Annotated in this window: 15 protein-coding genes and 1 tRNA gene; 12 read left to right on the top strand and 4 right to left on the bottom strand. The window is 48.9% G+C overall.

Annotated features, from left to right (window positions below; translation table 11 throughout):
- Positions 1-13: 13 nt before the first annotated feature.
- The 3 genes from AC4GL5_RS02855 to AC4GL5_RS02865 form a co-directional block, all read right to left on the bottom strand.
- Positions 14-685, bottom strand: coding sequence for a hypothetical protein (locus AC4GL5_RS02855; protein ID WP_490381275.1), 672 nt, complete (start codon positions 683-685; stop codon positions 14-16).
- Positions 686-706: 21 nt separating this feature from the next.
- Complete coding sequence (locus AC4GL5_RS02860; protein WP_490381276.1) at positions 707-1,354, bottom strand: glycosyltransferase; 648 nt, start codon at positions 1,352-1,354, stop codon at positions 707-709.
- 483 nt (positions 1,355-1,837) lie between these two features.
- Positions 1,838-1,924, bottom strand: a tRNA-Leu gene (locus AC4GL5_RS02865).
- Positions 1,925-2,074: 150 nt separating this feature from the next.
- Here AC4GL5_RS02865 and queA point away from each other — a divergent pair.
- The 5 genes from queA to secF all read left to right on the top strand — a co-directional run bounded on the left by queA (position 2,075) and on the right by secF (position 8,086).
- The gene (gene queA / locus AC4GL5_RS02870) at positions 2,075-3,157 is read left to right on the top strand and encodes a tRNA preQ1(34) S-adenosylmethionine ribosyltransferase-isomerase QueA (RefSeq protein ID WP_490381403.1); all 1,083 of its coding nucleotides are present in this window, start codon (positions 2,075-2,077) and stop codon (positions 3,155-3,157) included.
- 168 nt (positions 3,158-3,325) lie between these two features.
- On the top strand, positions 3,326-4,444 hold the full coding sequence (gene tgt, locus AC4GL5_RS02875) for a tRNA guanosine(34) transglycosylase Tgt (RefSeq protein ID WP_490381404.1): 1,119 nt from the start codon (positions 3,326-3,328) through the stop codon (positions 4,442-4,444).
- Positions 4,445-4,787: 343 nt separating this feature from the next.
- On the top strand, positions 4,788-5,120 hold the full coding sequence (gene yajC, locus AC4GL5_RS02880) for a preprotein translocase subunit YajC (RefSeq protein ID WP_490381277.1): 333 nt from the start codon (positions 4,788-4,790) through the stop codon (positions 5,118-5,120).
- A gap of 75 nt (positions 5,121-5,195) precedes the next feature.
- Positions 5,196-7,046, top strand: a complete 1,851-nt coding sequence (secD, locus tag AC4GL5_RS02885) for a protein translocase subunit SecD (RefSeq protein ID WP_490381278.1) — start codon at positions 5,196-5,198, stop codon at positions 7,044-7,046.
- A gap of 116 nt (positions 7,047-7,162) precedes the next feature.
- Positions 7,163-8,086, top strand: coding sequence for a protein translocase subunit SecF (secF, locus tag AC4GL5_RS02890; protein WP_490381279.1), 924 nt, complete (start codon positions 7,163-7,165; stop codon positions 8,084-8,086).
- 172 nt (positions 8,087-8,258) lie between these two features.
- On the opposite strand, the gene AC4GL5_RS02895 is transcribed toward secF, so the two are convergent.
- Positions 8,259-9,053: an inositol monophosphatase family protein gene (locus AC4GL5_RS02895; RefSeq protein WP_490381280.1), complete on the bottom strand. Its 795-nt coding sequence runs from the start codon at positions 9,051-9,053 to the stop codon at positions 8,259-8,261.
- 343 nt (positions 9,054-9,396) lie between these two features.
- On the opposite strand from AC4GL5_RS02895, the gene AC4GL5_RS02900 reads away from it, so the two are divergent.
- From AC4GL5_RS02900 to pilW, 7 genes are all read left to right on the top strand, one after another.
- Complete coding sequence (locus tag AC4GL5_RS02900) at positions 9,397-10,194, top strand: RNA methyltransferase (protein ID WP_490381281.1); 798 nt, start codon at positions 9,397-9,399, stop codon at positions 10,192-10,194.
- A gap of 294 nt (positions 10,195-10,488) precedes the next feature.
- Positions 10,489-10,962 (top strand): Fe-S cluster assembly transcriptional regulator IscR, encoded by a 474-nt coding sequence (gene iscR, locus AC4GL5_RS02905; protein ID WP_490381282.1) that lies wholly within the window; start codon positions 10,489-10,491, stop codon positions 10,960-10,962.
- 189 nt (positions 10,963-11,151) lie between these two features.
- On the top strand, positions 11,152-12,297 hold the full coding sequence (locus tag AC4GL5_RS02910) for an IscS subfamily cysteine desulfurase (protein WP_490381283.1): 1,146 nt from the start codon (positions 11,152-11,154) through the stop codon (positions 12,295-12,297).
- Positions 12,298-12,459: 162 nt separating this feature from the next.
- Positions 12,460-12,783, top strand: a complete 324-nt coding sequence (locus tag AC4GL5_RS02915) for a HesB/IscA family protein (RefSeq protein WP_490381284.1) — start codon at positions 12,460-12,462, stop codon at positions 12,781-12,783.
- 217 nt (positions 12,784-13,000) lie between these two features.
- Positions 13,001-13,429, top strand: coding sequence for a nucleoside-diphosphate kinase (ndk, locus tag AC4GL5_RS02920; RefSeq protein WP_086481175.1), 429 nt, complete (start codon positions 13,001-13,003; stop codon positions 13,427-13,429).
- A 231-nt stretch (positions 13,430-13,660) separates the two neighbouring features.
- Positions 13,661-14,812, top strand: a complete 1,152-nt coding sequence (gene rlmN / locus AC4GL5_RS02925; RefSeq protein ID WP_490381285.1) for a dual-specificity RNA methyltransferase RlmN — start codon at positions 13,661-13,663, stop codon at positions 14,810-14,812.
- 71 nt (positions 14,813-14,883) lie between these two features.
- On the top strand, positions 14,884-15,645 hold the full coding sequence (gene pilW, locus AC4GL5_RS02930) for a type IV pilus biogenesis/stability protein PilW (protein ID WP_490381286.1): 762 nt from the start codon (positions 14,884-14,886) through the stop codon (positions 15,643-15,645).
- Positions 15,646-15,653 lie beyond the last annotated feature (8 nt).

The following is a 15,653-nucleotide window of genomic DNA, read 5'->3' on the forward strand; positions in this document are numbered from 1 at the left end:
TAATGCCGTCACATCAGTGCAATAGCGTGTTGCGCTCAGAGTCTGCAACCGCCAACTCTTTTTTTAAGTATTTGAATCTATTAGATTTTGTAAGAAGCTGAGAGGCTGCAAGAACACCATTACTCCCACAGCCAGCTACAATGATAGCTTTTTTATTAGGGGATATAGGGTTGTCTATCCTGCATATGAATCCGAAGTCTTGGAAGTTTTCTTTGCATTTAGAGTAGACTTTATCATTGAATACTAAATCGTCATTATCATTAAAGTGAATTGTATCTGATAAGTCCTGCATTAGCATTTTTGTGGTTTCATTGAAAACAGGGCCCCCAACTGATACTAAGTTTTCATCAAACACACTCATGCTTTTTCCATTTGAGTAGTGATGTTTTACAAGCATATCAGGATATATAGACTCAACGGTCTGCTTTATATTTACTGATGCAGTTGCATCTGGCCCCATTAAAAATGCTAAATCTTTATCTTTTCTTTGAGGTATTGATCCAGAGATAATATAGGTTTGCTCTTCTATGTTGAGCTTGAATAATCTTTTGAAAAAGAGCCTGTGCGTGAATAGACTAGAAATAACCATTGACGCCGCTTTTGAAAAAGTTTGTAGTGAAACCGCTATTAGAGAAGCAATAACTCCAGCTATAATGGAGTCGAGGTTGTTTATGATCCAGCTCAAACTACAATCTCCTTAGAGTAGCTATTTGTTACCGTATCGATTTATTAAATAGCGCATTAAATCTTCTGCCATTCCAGAATATTCTGCTATTTTTTTTTGTCTGTCATTTAATTCTCCAATGTATATTTGATTTATAGGGCCATTGGAATCATATGTATCGAGATGTAAAGCTAAATCAAAGCTCCAATCATTAGTTAAACCTTCCCAGTTGACCTCTTCTTTGTCAAAAAGATATGTACCAGCAAGAGGCATTTGTAAATCTGTATTATTGGGGCAAAGGATTTTGATTAAGGGCTTAGCGATTAAGTTTCCAACAGGGAACTCATCATAGTCTGATGTGTAATAGCTACTAACAAATTTTTTTGTTTTATAGAACTCTTTTGCTAGCTTGTCAGGCCATAAATGACTAGGGTTTCTTATATCGCCATCAATTTTTATTATTATTGAATTTTTTGCAGATCTTATACCTGATTTTATTGCGCTGCCCATGCCTCGTTGTAGGCAAGAAACAACATTCGCCCCTGATTGTTCGGCGTATTCAGCTGTTTTATCTGTGCTATCATTATCAACAACTACGACTTCATCAACAAAGCTAGACTTTAGTAACTCTCTTACAACATTGCCAATGGTTTCTTCAACATTTAGTGCTGGTATCACTATACTGATCAAGTTGGTTACTCCTATATTAACTAGCTTAGAGGCGAAGTCGATATAGATTAACATCTATTATGGTTGCGGTGTAGAGTTTTGATTGGATTTATACTAGAAGGAGGTATTTTATTAGTGTAACTAACCTATCTTAATGGGACGTATAGTGTCGTGTTTAAGGGGCGTTTCGTATGCAAAAGGGAATTACCATAATGCATCTCTGTTTTAGTCTTAAAAGCTGAGAGACTGTAATTAGACAATGGACAGGAGACGACCCGGAAAACTGGAGTTTCCGGGCCAACGACAATACTCAAGCGATAAACCCTGTTCTGGCAAGTCTTGGTCATTGGTACCGGAGTTGTGGAAATCAATGCGCACAAATTCCGCACACAATGGACAGGATATGGACCGGGGAGAAAAGGCAGGAATTAATTTCTTGTCGCTAAAAACGACAAAAGCCAGCACTCTTGTTAAGAACGTGCTGGCTTTTGTTCGTAAAATTGTTGGTACCAGTGGCCGGACTCGAACCGGCACGCCCGCAAAGGCAACGGATTTTGAATCCGTCATGTCTACCAATTTCATCACACTGGCACAATGTTGCGATAACCCTTTGAATGTTAAGTTATCTGTACATCAGTGCGGGGCATTATAAAAGAATCTCCAGTGCCGTCAATGACTTCATTACGGCTTTCCGATAATATTCGCGTCTTTATTACCCCTGCAGATAATCTAAGACTTCCCATGCTACGAACTGATTTTGCTTTTGATCTGCCTGAATCTCTGATTGCCCGTTATCCGACCAAAGAACGTACCGCCAGCCGCTTGCTGCAGGTGAATGGTGAGACGGGGACGCTGCATCATGGCCGCTTCACCGATATTCTTGATCTGGTTCAGCCCGGTGACCTGATGGTGTTTAACGACACCCGAGTCATTCCGGCGCGTTTGTTTGGTCAGAAAGAGACCGGCGGCAAGATCGAAATTCTGCTGGAGCGTCTGCAGGAAGAGAACTGTGCGCTGGCGCATATCCGTTCCAGCCGTTCCCCTAAAGCCGGGGCTAAACTGATTCTGCAGGATGGCTCTGTGGTTTCCGTGCTGGGTCGTCAGGATGCGCTGTTTGAACTGCAGTTTGATCCGGAAGCCGATCTGCTGGAGCTGCTGGAAAAAATCGGTCATATGCCATTGCCGCCTTACATCGACCGGGAAGATGAGCTGGAAGACCGTGAGCGTTACCAGACGGTTTACGGCAAAAATGCTGGTGCAGTAGCCGCACCGACGGCTGGTCTGCACTTTGATGAACCGTTGCTGCAGGCGCTGGCGGACAAAGGCGTAGAAACCGCTTTTGTCACTCTGCATGTGGGCGCAGGCACCTTCCAGCCGGTTAAAGCGAACAATATTTTTGAACACCACATGCACTCAGAGTTTGTGCAGGTGAGTGCTGACGTCTGCGAACAGATCAAGGCGACCAAAGCCCGTGGTAATCGTGTGATTGCCGTGGGCACCACCAGTGTCCGTTGCCTGGAGACGGCTGCCAAGCTGAGTTCAACGCCAGGCGAGATCGAGCCGGTGCAGACCGATACCAATATCTTTATCTACCCGGGTTATCGTTTTCAGGTAGTGGATGCGCTGGTGACCAATTTTCACCTGCCGGAATCTACCCTGCTGATGTTGGTCAGTGCCTTGGCAGGTTATAAGACCATGATGCAGGCCTATAAAGAGGCTGTTGCAGAAGAGTACCGCTTCTTCAGTTACGGTGATGCCATGTTTATCACCGCTAATCCTGAGCCGGATCTGCCGCCCAGCGCTGAAGAAAAGGGTGCTGAATAAACCCGCACCGGAAAGAATCTATTTAAAGCGCGATCGGTTTGCCCGCGAGGTGACATAGCGGACAACCATCGCAATGCGGTCGGTGCTGACCAACATCGAACCCGGCCGGAAACACTTAACAGACGGGCGTTTTGCCCCTTGGATTTTGCTATGTCTCGTGAATGTTTTATGAAGTATGAGCTGAAAGCCACTGATGGTAAGGCTCGCCGTGGTGAACTGACGTTCCCGCGCGGAAAAGTGCAGACCCCTGCCTTTATGCCGGTGGGTACTTACGGCACGGTTAAAGGCATGCTGCCTCGTGATATTGAAGAGATCGGTGCTGAGATCATTCTGGGTAACACCTTTCACCTGATGCTGCGTCCGGGAACGGAAGTGGTGAAAAAGCACGGTGACCTGCATGACTTTGTGCAGTGGAAAGGTCCGATTCTGACCGACTCCGGCGGTTTTCAGGTGTTCAGCCTGGGCGCGATGCGTAAGATCAGTGAGAAGGGCGTTGAGTTCCGTTCGCCGGTTAACGGTGAAAAAGTCTTTATTGATCCTGAACGTTCCATGCAGGTGCAACGTGATCTGGGGTCTGACATCGTGATGATCTTTGATGAGTGCACGCCGTATCCGGCTACTCATAAAGAAGCGAATGACTCCATGGAGATGTCGCTGCGTTGGGCGAAGCGTTCCAAGGATGCTCATGGCGATAATCCTTCCGCACTGTTCGGTATTATTCAGGGTGGTATGTATGACGATCTGCGCGATGTCTCCCTGAAAGGTCTGACCGATATCGGCTTTGACGGTTACGCCATCGGCGGCCTGTCGGTGGGGGAGCCAAAAGATGAGATGATCAAGGTACTGGACTACCTGCCAGCAAAAATGCCGGAAGATCGTCCACGTTACCTGATGGGGGTCGGTAAGCCGGAAGATCTGGTTGAAGGTGTGCGTCGCGGTGTGGATATGTTTGACTGTGTGATGCCAACCCGTAACGCCCGTAACGGCCACCTGTTTACCGCTGATGGCGTGATTAAGATCCGTAACGCGGCACATCGTCATGACAACAGCCCGCTGGAAAAAGAGTGTGACTGCTACACCTGCCAGAACTTCAGCCGTAGCTACCTGCATCATCTGGACAAGTGTAAAGAGATGCTGGGCGCTCAGTTGAACACCATCCATAACCTGCGTTATTACCAGCGCCTGATGGCTGGTTTGCGTGATGCTATTGAACAGGGTAAATTGGACGACTTCGTCAGTGCCTTCTATGCCCGTTTGGGTCGGGAAGTTCCTGAATTAGCAGAGTAATTTTACAAGTCGTGCCGGTTTTACCGGTATGATTTGCGCTGATTGAACTCCGGTTAACATGAATTGTCGGAGTCCGGTTGAGCCGTATTGCAGGCATATCTCTGGCGAGCCGCCATCGTAAGCGGTTACAACATAAAGGGCAGTCCTAACCTGATGTAAGCGGGGGACTGCCCTTGTATTTACAGGAATCGACCGCATCTCTGGCAGAATAGCCGGTTGTTACCTGTTAGTTGCCTGTAATCTGTTTGAAAAACAGGTTGTTAGACCGTTATAAAGTCTAAAACGATTATGACGTAAAATTCGAAATCTTAAACATTAGTAAAAAATAATAGAGGACTCATCAATGAGCTTTTTTATCTCTCCGGCATTCGCTGATGCAGGTGCAGCAGCTTCTGATCCAGGTGCAATGAGCCAGATTTTCCTGCTGGTTGGTTTCGTGGTTATTTTCTATTTCATGCTGTGGCGCCCGCAAAGCAAGCGCGCGAAAGAGCATCGCGAGCTGGTAGCCGGTATCGCTAAAGGTGATGAAGTGGTTATCGGTGGTGGTCTGGTAGGCCGCATCTCTAAAGTGTCTGACGAATTTGTTGTAATGGAAATCGCTGAAGGCACTGAAGTTAATGTACAGAAAGCTTCTGTAGTCGCTGTTCTGCCTAAAGGCACGATCAAGTCTATCTAAGTACATCCCGATACTGCCGGCATAAGCCGGCAGTATCGGTTTTACGAGCGGGTGTTTTAAGGAACGTAACAGCTCATGATCAATAAATATCCCCTCTGGAAATATCTGCTGATTCTTGTGGTTATGGCTATGGGCGTTGTTTACGCACTGCCAAACCTGTATCCGGATGATCCTGCCGTACAGCTCTCCCCACAACGTGGCTCTGTACAAATTAGCGAACGTCATATCAACCAAGTAACCCGTGCCCTTGATAACGTAGGCATTGAATACTTTGGCGAAGCCATTGAAAACAACAACGGCATCATCCGTTTTAAGCATGACGAAGATCAGTTAAAGGCCAAGACTCTCATTCAGGAGGCTTTAGGCCCGGACTTTGTTGTTGCTCTGAACCTTGCGCCAACCACCCCACAATGGCTGGTGGATCTGGGTGCCGGCCCGATGAAGCTCGGCTTGGACCTGCGTGGCGGTGTTCACTTCCTGATGGAAGTGGATATGAAAGAAGCGCTGGCACAGCGTAACGAAGTTTATGTGAGCGAGATAAAAACGCTGCTGCGTAGTGAGCGTTTGCGCTATCGTCGCATCACCCGTGAAGACGGTGTGGTTAGTATTCGTTTTACTAATGAAGAGTATCTGGATCAGGCTAAGTCTCTGCTGAGAAAAGAGTTCTCTGACTTTGTTCAAACTGAACGCACCGAAGGCGAAGAGCTGTTTCTGGATCTGACGCTTTCAGAGCAGGCTGCCCGTGACATCGAAGATTATGCAGTTAAACAGAACTTAACGACGTTGCGCAACCGTGTGAACGAGCTGGGTGTTTCTGAGCCACTGGTTCAGCGTCAGGGCCGTAACCGTATCGTGATTGAGCTGCCGGGTGTACAGGATACAGCCGCAGCGAAACGTATTCTGGGTGCCACCGCGAATCTGGAGTTCCGTCTGGAAGCGACTTCTGATGCCGGTACGCTGGATACGGAAGAGTATCCGTTCCGGGATAGTGAAAACCGCCGGGCAACTCTTGAGCGTGACATTATTATTACCGGTAACAGTGTTTCCAACGCACAGTCTGCTTTTGATGAGAACGGCCGCCCACAGGTAAATATCGATCTGGACACTCAGGGCGGTAAGTTGATGAACCGTGCAACCCGCAACAATATCCGTCGTCGTATGGCGGTACTGTTTGTGGAGCACAAGGTGAAAACACACATTGCTGAAGTTGAAGGCGAGAAAGTTGAGAAACGTGTGCCTTACGTTGAAAAGCACATTATTTCACTGGCAACGATTCAGAGTGCGCTGGGTAACAGTTTCCGTATCACGGGTCTGGATTCCCCGAGTGAATCCTCCGAGCTGGCGCTGCTGCTGCGTGCCGGGTCTCTGGCCGCGCCTATCTACTTTGTAGAGGAGCGCACCATCGGTCCCAGCCTGGGTAAAGAGAACATCGAATTGGGTGTAACCTCCGTTCAGATCGGTATGGCTCTGGTTGTGATCTTTATGCTGGCGTTCTATCGCGTCTTTGGTCTGATCGCCAATATTGCTTTGACCGTGAACCTGATTCTGTTGGCTGCTCTGATGTCGATGATGTCAGCGACTCTGACCTTGCCGGGCATTGCGGGGATCGTGCTGACGTTAGGTATGGCCGTGGATGCGAACGTGCTGATTTTCTCCCGTATTAAGGAAGAGATGCAGAACGGAGCGTCGCCTCAGATGGCCATTCATGCTGGTTTCGAACGGGCATTTGTCACCATCTTTGATGCTAACCTGACGACCTTGCTGGTTGCTGTCATTTTGTTTGCAGTCGGAACGGGTCCGGTTAAAGGTTTTGCGGTGACCTTGTCGCTGGGTATTCTGACCTCAATGTTTACCGCCATTATGGTGACGCGAGCGCAAGTTAATCTGGTTTATGGTGGCCGTCAGCTGAAAAAGCTGTCGATCTGAGCGTCTTTAGCTGTATAGGTGTTTGCTTTTACAGTATTTAAAAGTCTCTGATCATATCGGGTGGTGGGGTCGCCACCCGATAAAGCGGGAAAACCCGATAAAGTGGGAAAAAATATATGTCACGGATCAATCGCTCCATCGATTTTATGGGCAAGCGTAAAATCGCTGGATATATCTCCATCGCACTGGTGATTCTGTCGCTGGTATCTCTGGCAGTAAACCAACTGAAGCTGGGGCTGGATTTTACCGGCGGGACCCTGGTCGAGGTTAGCTTTCAACAGCCGCCTGTACTGAACGATCTGAGAAATGAGCTGCAAGATGCTGGTTTTGAAGATGTTACCGTACAAAACTTTGGCAGTGATCTGGATGTTCTGGTTCGTCTGGCTCAGGGGTTTTCACCTACCGTTGGTGACGATGTTCTGGCCGCTATTCGCAGTAACGAAACCTACAATGTTGAACTGAAACGAGCCGAGTTCGTTGGTGCTCAGGTGGGTGAGGAGTTACGCGATCAGGGTGGCCTGGGGATGCTGTTGGCGCTGGGTCTGGTGATGGTTTATGTTGCCTTCCGGTTCCAGCTGAAGTTCTCTGTCGCTTCTGTTGCTGCGCTGGCACACGATGTCATCATCATGCTGGGCCTGTTCTCTATATTGCAGTTGGATTTTGATTTGACGGTGCTGGCCGCTGTCCTGGCGGTAATCGGTTACTCGCTGAATGATACCATCGTGGTTTCGGACCGTATCCGTGAGAACTTTCGCCGTTTACGCACAGGTACATCGGAGGATATCGTTAATGTTTCGCTCAATCAGACCTTGGGCAGAACCCTGATTACCTCCTTAACCACATTGCTTGTTCTTGTCGCGCTCTTCTATTTTGGTGGTGAGCTGATTCATAACTTTGCTATTGCGCTGTTGGTTGGTGTTTTTGTGGGTACTTATTCCTCGATCTATGTTGCTGCCAATGTACTCTTGGCCCTGAACATTGATCGTGAAGATCTGATGATGCCAGAGAAAGAAGGTGAGCTTGAGGATGACCGTCCTTAGGTTGGGTGTCTGATTATCTGGCTTTGAAAACCGGCTCTTTTTGTAAGAGTCGGTTTTTTTATACCTGATGGAATAGGTTTGCATTTTTTTCGGACAATAAAAAACGCCCCAGCCTTTTGGGCTGGGGCGTCGGCTTTCGTAGAGAAGGAAAGCTAAACCGTCAGGTCAGATTTTACAGGTGGGACTTTGCGATCTGAAGTATGACCTTGTACATCTTAGGATTCGCTAAGATGAGGTTACCATCCTGAGGTAAGTTAGGGCTGCCGTCAATGGCACCAATGAGTGATCCGGCTTCTTTGGCAAATACTGCTGCAATACGCATTTCGTGCTCTTTAGCACCAAAGGCTACGCAGGCATCGGTATGACCACTGACGGTGCTGAGCATATCCAGTAAGATGCAGCCGCTGCTGTGGAAGCTTTCTGCAACCTGACCCAGTTGCTGAGTCATACCCATGTAGATCGGGAAGTTACGGCCACGGTTGTTCAGATCCGGCAGTGGCAGGGCGTATTTGCCCGCTTCGATTGAGCGTTGGTTGCTGGCGCGCATACGTCGGCCATTCAGCTGAGCTCCACGACCACGGGATGCATAGAACTCATCACCCGTGAACGGGTTGATCACAATAACGTGCTCGATTTTTTCTTTGATTTCAATACTGATAGAGACCGCGCTCTGAGGAATAGAGCGGGCTAGGTTGTTCCATCCGTGGGTCGGCTGCACATGCCAAAGAACGTCTTTGCCTTCCCCTTCACCAGAAATCAGGCGCTCGTACTGGCCTTTAAAGCTATGCTCAGGGTGAGCACGACGCAGTTGATTGATGATATAACCCTCGGCAGAGCGAGCGGTGTCATCGAGAAGTTGTTCGACTTTGTTGTCTTCACGAGCAAATTCGAGACGCTCGTTGATACGCTGAAAATTTTGCACAGCACTACGCGCAGTGCGCAGCGCCAATTGAACCATTGGATGCATGCGATTACCGTCAGATGAAACATTGTTAAAGAACGAAGGCGCGCATCATACCAGAAAAAAAGTGGAAATCGAGGGCTGATTTGAAGGGTTGGGCTGATTAGGCCGCCCTTGGTAACAGCTCCTGAGGCTGCCCCGCAATATGTTTTCAGTCTTTAACAGATGTTAAAGTGGCGCTAGTTTATTGAGTTTTCAGAAGAAAATCCTGATGTTAGGTGAAGCGCCATGCTTACCCTAATAGAGCGATGATTGTGAAACCCCTTGGGTTTCTGGAACAAATTTTTTACGGTTTTATCTGAAGCGATTTGAATTCAGGTGACAGCAATTAACAGGGGTAACTCAAGCCATGCTGGCTAATACAAGTGAAATGGCAGCCAGTGTTGCCGGGCTTCTAAATAATGTTCGCATTGTTCTGGTGAATACCACGCACACCGGAAATATCGGGGCGGCAGCCCGTGCAATGAAAAATATGGGGCTATCCCGGATGACGCTAGTGGCTCCCCGGCAGCAGCCGGATGCGGAAGCCTATGCCCGTAGTTCTCGGGCAGATGAGATTCTGGATCAGGCGGAGGTTGTGCCGGATTTAGAAACAGCGATCGCAGATTGCCAACTGGTTATCGGAACCAGTGCCCGTCAGCGAAATCTTTGCTGGCCATTGATCACGCCGCGGCAGATGGCAGATGAAGTTGCTCAGGCTTGTCTGGCTCAGTCGGATGCGCAGGTCGCTCTGGTATTTGGTCGTGAAGATCGTGGTCTGACTAATGAAGAGCTGGCTCAGTGTCACTTCCATGTCAATATTCCCACCGATGAGAACTTCAGCTCGTTGAATGTTGCTTCAGCCGTTCAGGTGCTGGTTTATGAGTTAAGGGTTAAGTGGTTGGAGCTGCAGGATGCCACTTTGCCGGACTGGCAGGATGAATGGGATGTGGACTGGGCGGATGGCGCTGGTGTTGAGCGCTTTTATCATCACCTTGAACAGGTACTGACAGATCTGGATTTTTACGATCCCGAAAACCCGCGCAACCTGATGCAGCGTTTGCGCCGCCTTTATCAGCGTGCCCGTCTGGACCAGACCGAGCTGAATATTCTGCGAGGTATCCTGACTGCAACAGAGAAAGCTGCAGGTCTGAAAAGTAAGCGCTGAATTGTAAAGCTTTGAGCTCTTCTTGTTGGTACATGAGTCGCATCCAGAGATTTGCCTTTGGGGCGAGTGACATCTCGTGTGCCCCTGGGGTTGAGTTTCGTTGGCTCAATACTTGACCAAAACAGTAGGTGTTATCATAATGCCTGATCATTGAAGGTAAACTAAAGTCCTTATTGCCTGGCCTGCATTAATAGGCTTCCTGCATACAGACATAGTGTGTGGCTATCATGTATGGCTATTGTGTCCGTTTTGCTCTGGTGACCGGGCTTTATCAGAATTATTGGGGATAACACGATGCGGCTGACGACCAAAGGGCGTTATGCAGTAACAGCGATGCTGGATCTGGCGCTACATGCTACTGAGGGGCCGGTAAGTCTGGCAGATATTTCAAAGCGACAGGAAATTTCTCTTTCCTATCTTGAGCAGCTTTTTGCCAAGCTGCGTCGCAATGAGTTGGTTAGCAGCGTGCGTGGCCCTGGCGGTGGTTATCAGCTGAGTCGTGAAAGCGACGCTATTTTTGTTGCCCAGGTTATTGATGCGGTCAATGAGTCGGTAGATGCGACCCGATGCCAGGGGCAAGGCGATTGTAAGGATGGCCGTGAATGCCTGACGCACCATCTTTGGTGTCAGTTGAGTGATCAGATTCATGACTTTCTGAATGGCATCAGTCTCGGTGAGTTGGTACGTCAGCATGAAGCCTCGGCCAGAGAGGCTTGCGGCCTTAAAGGTGAAGGGGATACGAATAAGATTCAGGTCGCCTTGATGTAGCCCGCACGCTGGCCCGCTTCTGATAAGCCAGGCTTCGGTCTGGCTTTGTCGTCTGGGAGCTTTATAATGCCCTCGTTTGGCAGTCTGGTCTGGTTCGGGGCCTGCTGATTCACCTTGCTGAACGGTAAAAATGACGAACATTGCGACTAATCCGCCACTGCTGCCGTGGCCTGATCCGGTATCAAAACAATGCAAACCCTCTACATGGATTACGCTGCAACCACTCCTGTCGATCCCGCGGTTGCAGAAAAAATGATGCAGTATCTGACGGCCGATGGTTGTTTTGCCAATCCGGCATCCCGCGCGCATATGCTGGGCTGGTTTGCGGAACAGGCGGTGGAAGAGTCCCGTTTGGCGATTGCTAAATCTGTGGGCTGCGATCTTCGTGAGGTGGTCTGGACTTCGGGTGCTACTGAATCGAATAATCTGGCCTTAAAGGGCGTTGCAGAAAGTCGTAAGTCGCAGGGGCGACATATCATCACCTCGGCGATTGAACATAAAGCGGTGCTGGATACCTGTGGCTGGCTGGAAACTCAGGGGTTTGACGTTACCTATTTAAAGCCGGACAGCAAGGGTGTTATCTCCGTTACGCAGGTTGACGAAGCGCTGCGGGAAGATACGATTCTGGCCTCTTTTATGTGGGTGAATAATGAGCTGGGCAGCATTAATCCGGTACTTGAGATCGGTGCGCTACTGCGAGAGAAAGGTGTCGTTTTTCACGTAGATGCGGCTCAGGCTGGTGGTAAGATTGCGATGGATCTGGCGAATATGCCGATCGATCTGGTTTCCTTTAGCGCGCACAAGATCTATGGGCCCAAAGGGATGGGGGCGCTTTATGTGCGCCGTGATCCTGAACTGAAAGTGGCTGCGCAGATGCATGGCGGTGGCCATGAGCGTGGTATGCGTTCTGGCACGTTACCGACTCATCAGATTGTCGGCATGGCTGAGGCGATGACAATTGCTGTAGAGCGTTTGGAGCAGGATTATGACCACCTGGCAGCGTTACGCCAAAAGTTTTGGCAGGGAATTTCTGTTCTGGATGGTGTCTCAGTTAATGGTGATTCTGAAGCGGGCTATCCCGGTATTCTGAATGTCTGCTTTACCGGTGTGGATGGTGAATCCCTGCTCATGGCGCTGAAAGATGTAGCCGTTTCCACAGGTTCAGCCTGTAACTCCGCCAGTGTTGATCCATCCTATGTGTTAAGTGGTATTGGTTTGCCACGGGATAAGGCGCTGAGTTCTCTGCGTTTCAGCTGGGGGCGTTTCAGTACCGCAGAAGAGGTGGATCAGGCGATTGCCAGTGTCACCCGTGCGGTAACAGCGCTGAGAGGCTAGCAGAGCATCACCGTTAAAGAGCATCACCGTTAAAGAGTTATTGGTATCAGGCTTTACGGCCTGATGCCCTGTAAGTCGCCGCTGAAGCAATAGCAGGCGAAAACGAATTGAACCATCAAACGATCTGGCTCATTTGAAGTTGAGCCGGTTAAGGAGTCCGTTATGGCAGTTACAATTACAGAATCAGCAGCGGGCCATATTCGTAAGTGTCTGGCTGATCGTGGTAAAGGCGAAGGTCTGCGTGTTAAGGTGAAACCGAGTGGCTGTTCCGGTTTTTCTTATGTGCTCGACTTTGCTGACGAAGTTGCACCGGAAGATCACGTATTTGAACAGCATGACGTTAAAGTGATCATTGATGCCGATGCGCTGGATGTTCTTGATGGCAGTGAAGTGGATTATGTCACTCAGGGCCTGAATAGCTTTTTCCGCTTTAACAACCCGAATGTTAAAGATGAATGCGGCTGCGGCGAGAGCTTCAGCGTTTGATTATCTGAACGCAGCCCTGTTTGATTAACAGTGATTTTTGCGTTGGTGATTTTTTACGTTTTTTTGCCATAAAGTCGCGGCTTGACATACTAATTTGCAGACAATCTGCGTATACTTCGCGGGTTTTTATGGCTGAACATGGAAAACGTCTTACGCTTTGATGTTCGCACTTTTCACTGTTCGTACTTTCACAGAACATACGTTGGAGAAATATCCGATGGCGGTTGAACGCACTCTTTCTATTATCAAGCCTGATGCAGTAGCTAAAAATGTTGTTGGTCAGATCATTGCTCGTTTTGAAAACGCTGGCCTGCAGGTTGTTGCTGCAAAAATGATCCACCTGTCTCAAGAGCAGGCTGAAGGTTTTTACGCAGAGCACAAAGAGCGTCCTTTCTTTGGTGATCTGGTTGCGTTCATGACTTCCGGCCCTGTTGTTGTACAGGTTCTGGAAGGCGAAAATGCAATTCTGGCTAACCGTGACCTGATGGGTGCCACTAACCCACAGGAAGCTGCTGAAGGCACTATCCGTCGTGACTTCGCTGAGTCTATCGACGCGAACGCTGTTCACGGTTCTGATTCTGCAGCTTCTGCAGAGCGCGAAGTAGCTTACTTCTTCAACGCTGACGAGATCTGCCCACGCGGTTAATTTCTGATGCGGGACTGGATGGCTCTGCTCAGGCAGGCCGGTTCAGGCCAAACACAAGCAGCCACCTAGTGTGGCTGTTTGTGGTTTTGTATTCGATGTTTTAGTGCATTGTTTACAAAGGAATTTTAACTTCTTTCAGGTTGTTCTCCGGTGTTTTTGCACCCGCCTCTGATACGGCTTAGCAGAAATATCCGTCAAATAACCATCCTCACTTTTTACCGGTATAGCGATATGAGCGAGCAGACAAAAACCAATCTACTGGGTTTAACAACACCTCAGATGGAGGCTTTTTTCGATTCTATCGGTGAGAAGCGATTCCGTACTGCTCAGGTGATGAAGTGGATTCACCATTACGGTGTGGATAATTTTGATGAGATGACCAATCTCAGCAAAGTGCTGCGGGCCAAGCTGAAAGAAGTTGCTGAAGTACGGGGACCTGAGATTGTGTATCAGGATTTCTCCGATGATGGCACCCGTAAGTGGGTGTTAAAAGTTGATGGCGGCAGCTGCATTGAAACCGTACTCATTCCGATGGATGAGAAGCGTCGTACGCTGTGTGTATCTTCTCAGGTAGGTTGCTCTCTGGACTGCAGTTTTTGCTCGACCGGTAAACAGGGTTTTCAGCGTAACCTGACCCCGGCTGAGATCATCGGTCAGGTTTGGGTAGCGCAGCGTTCTTTTGGTCCCCGAACTGACAGCACCAATCGCCCTGTCACCAACGTGGTGATGATGGGCATGGGCGAACCTCTGATGAACTTTGAGCCGGTCATGTCTTCTATGCGTCTGATGCTGGATGATATGGGTTATGGCTTGTCCAAGCGACGTGTCACGCTGAGTACCTCAGGTGTCGTGCCGCAGCTGGAAAAAATGATTGGTCAGATCGACGTGGCTCTGGCGATCTCTCTGCACGCTCCGAACGATGAGCTGCGCAATGAGCTGGTACCGATTAACCAGAAATATCCGATTCATCAGCTGCTGGATACCTGTCAGCGTTATCTGGATACCTTGGGTGATAACCGTTCCATTACGATTGAATATACCCTGATTGCCGGAGTCAATGACCAGCCGCAGCATGCTGTTCAGTTGGCGAAAGTACTGCGTAGGCTGGACTGTAAGATCAACCTGATTCCGTTTAATCCGTTCCCGAATAACGATTACAAACGTCCAAGCAGAAACGCTATTATGCGTTTTCGGGATTCTCTGATCAATACGGGGTACGTCGTAACGGTGCGAAGTACTCGGGGTGACGATATCGACGCGGCCTGTGGTCAGCTGGTGGGTCAGGTGATGGACCGTACCCGCCGTAGTGCTAAATATGCAGAGGATCAGCTGATACAGTCGGTCGAGGTCGTTGACGCTGCACGTAACCGTGACGCAAGCTAATAGATCTCAATGCTGTCTTCGGTAAGATGGTTTCCGAATACGATGCTAACGACAGTCAACTAAGGATGTTTATGGCACTTATGCCCGACCTGATCCGGAAAAAAGTGCGTAAGTTCGCTCACCTCCTGATGGTCTTGTTTACTCTTGTCTTAATGGGCTGCGCTGCTCAACCGGAGCAGCGGCTGCAGAGTGAACCGGCCATTGAAAAAAGTGTCAACTCCTACACTCAGCTCGGCTTTGCTTATCTGGAGCGAAACAATACAGATCGGGCTAAGCGCGCCTTTGTAAAGGCTCTTTCGCTGGATGATGAGGCCCCTGATGCACTGCATGGCATGGCATTGATCTACCAGCAGGAAGGTGAGAAAAAGCTGGCTGAATCTTATTTCAAAGACGCACTGAGTGAAGGCGGCCAGTTCTCTGTAGCCCGAAATAACTATGCTGCATTTCTGTACGACCTTCAGCGCTATCCGGAAGCCTGTCAGCAACTGGAGATCACAGTGAGTGATACGCTTTATGTTAATCGTCAGGTCGCTTTTGAGAATCTGGGGCTGTGTCAGTTGCAGCTTAATCAGGTCGTCAAAGCTGAATCGTCGTTCAAAAGAGCGCTGCAATTAGATCGTAACTCAGAGCGAGCCCTGTTAGAGTTAGCCTCTCTGAGTTATTTGCAGAATCGACCTTTGGATGCATGGGGTTACCTACAGCAACATTTGAAAGTTGCCAAAGCCTCCGAGCGGGGTTTAATGTTAGGCATCCGGCTGGCCGAGCAGCTGGGTAAAAACGCAGAGCGAAGCCGATATTTATCTGAACTGTCCCGGCTGAAGCAGGCGAAATAGAACAAATC

The organism is Oceanospirillum sp. (genome assembly GCF_982874595.1).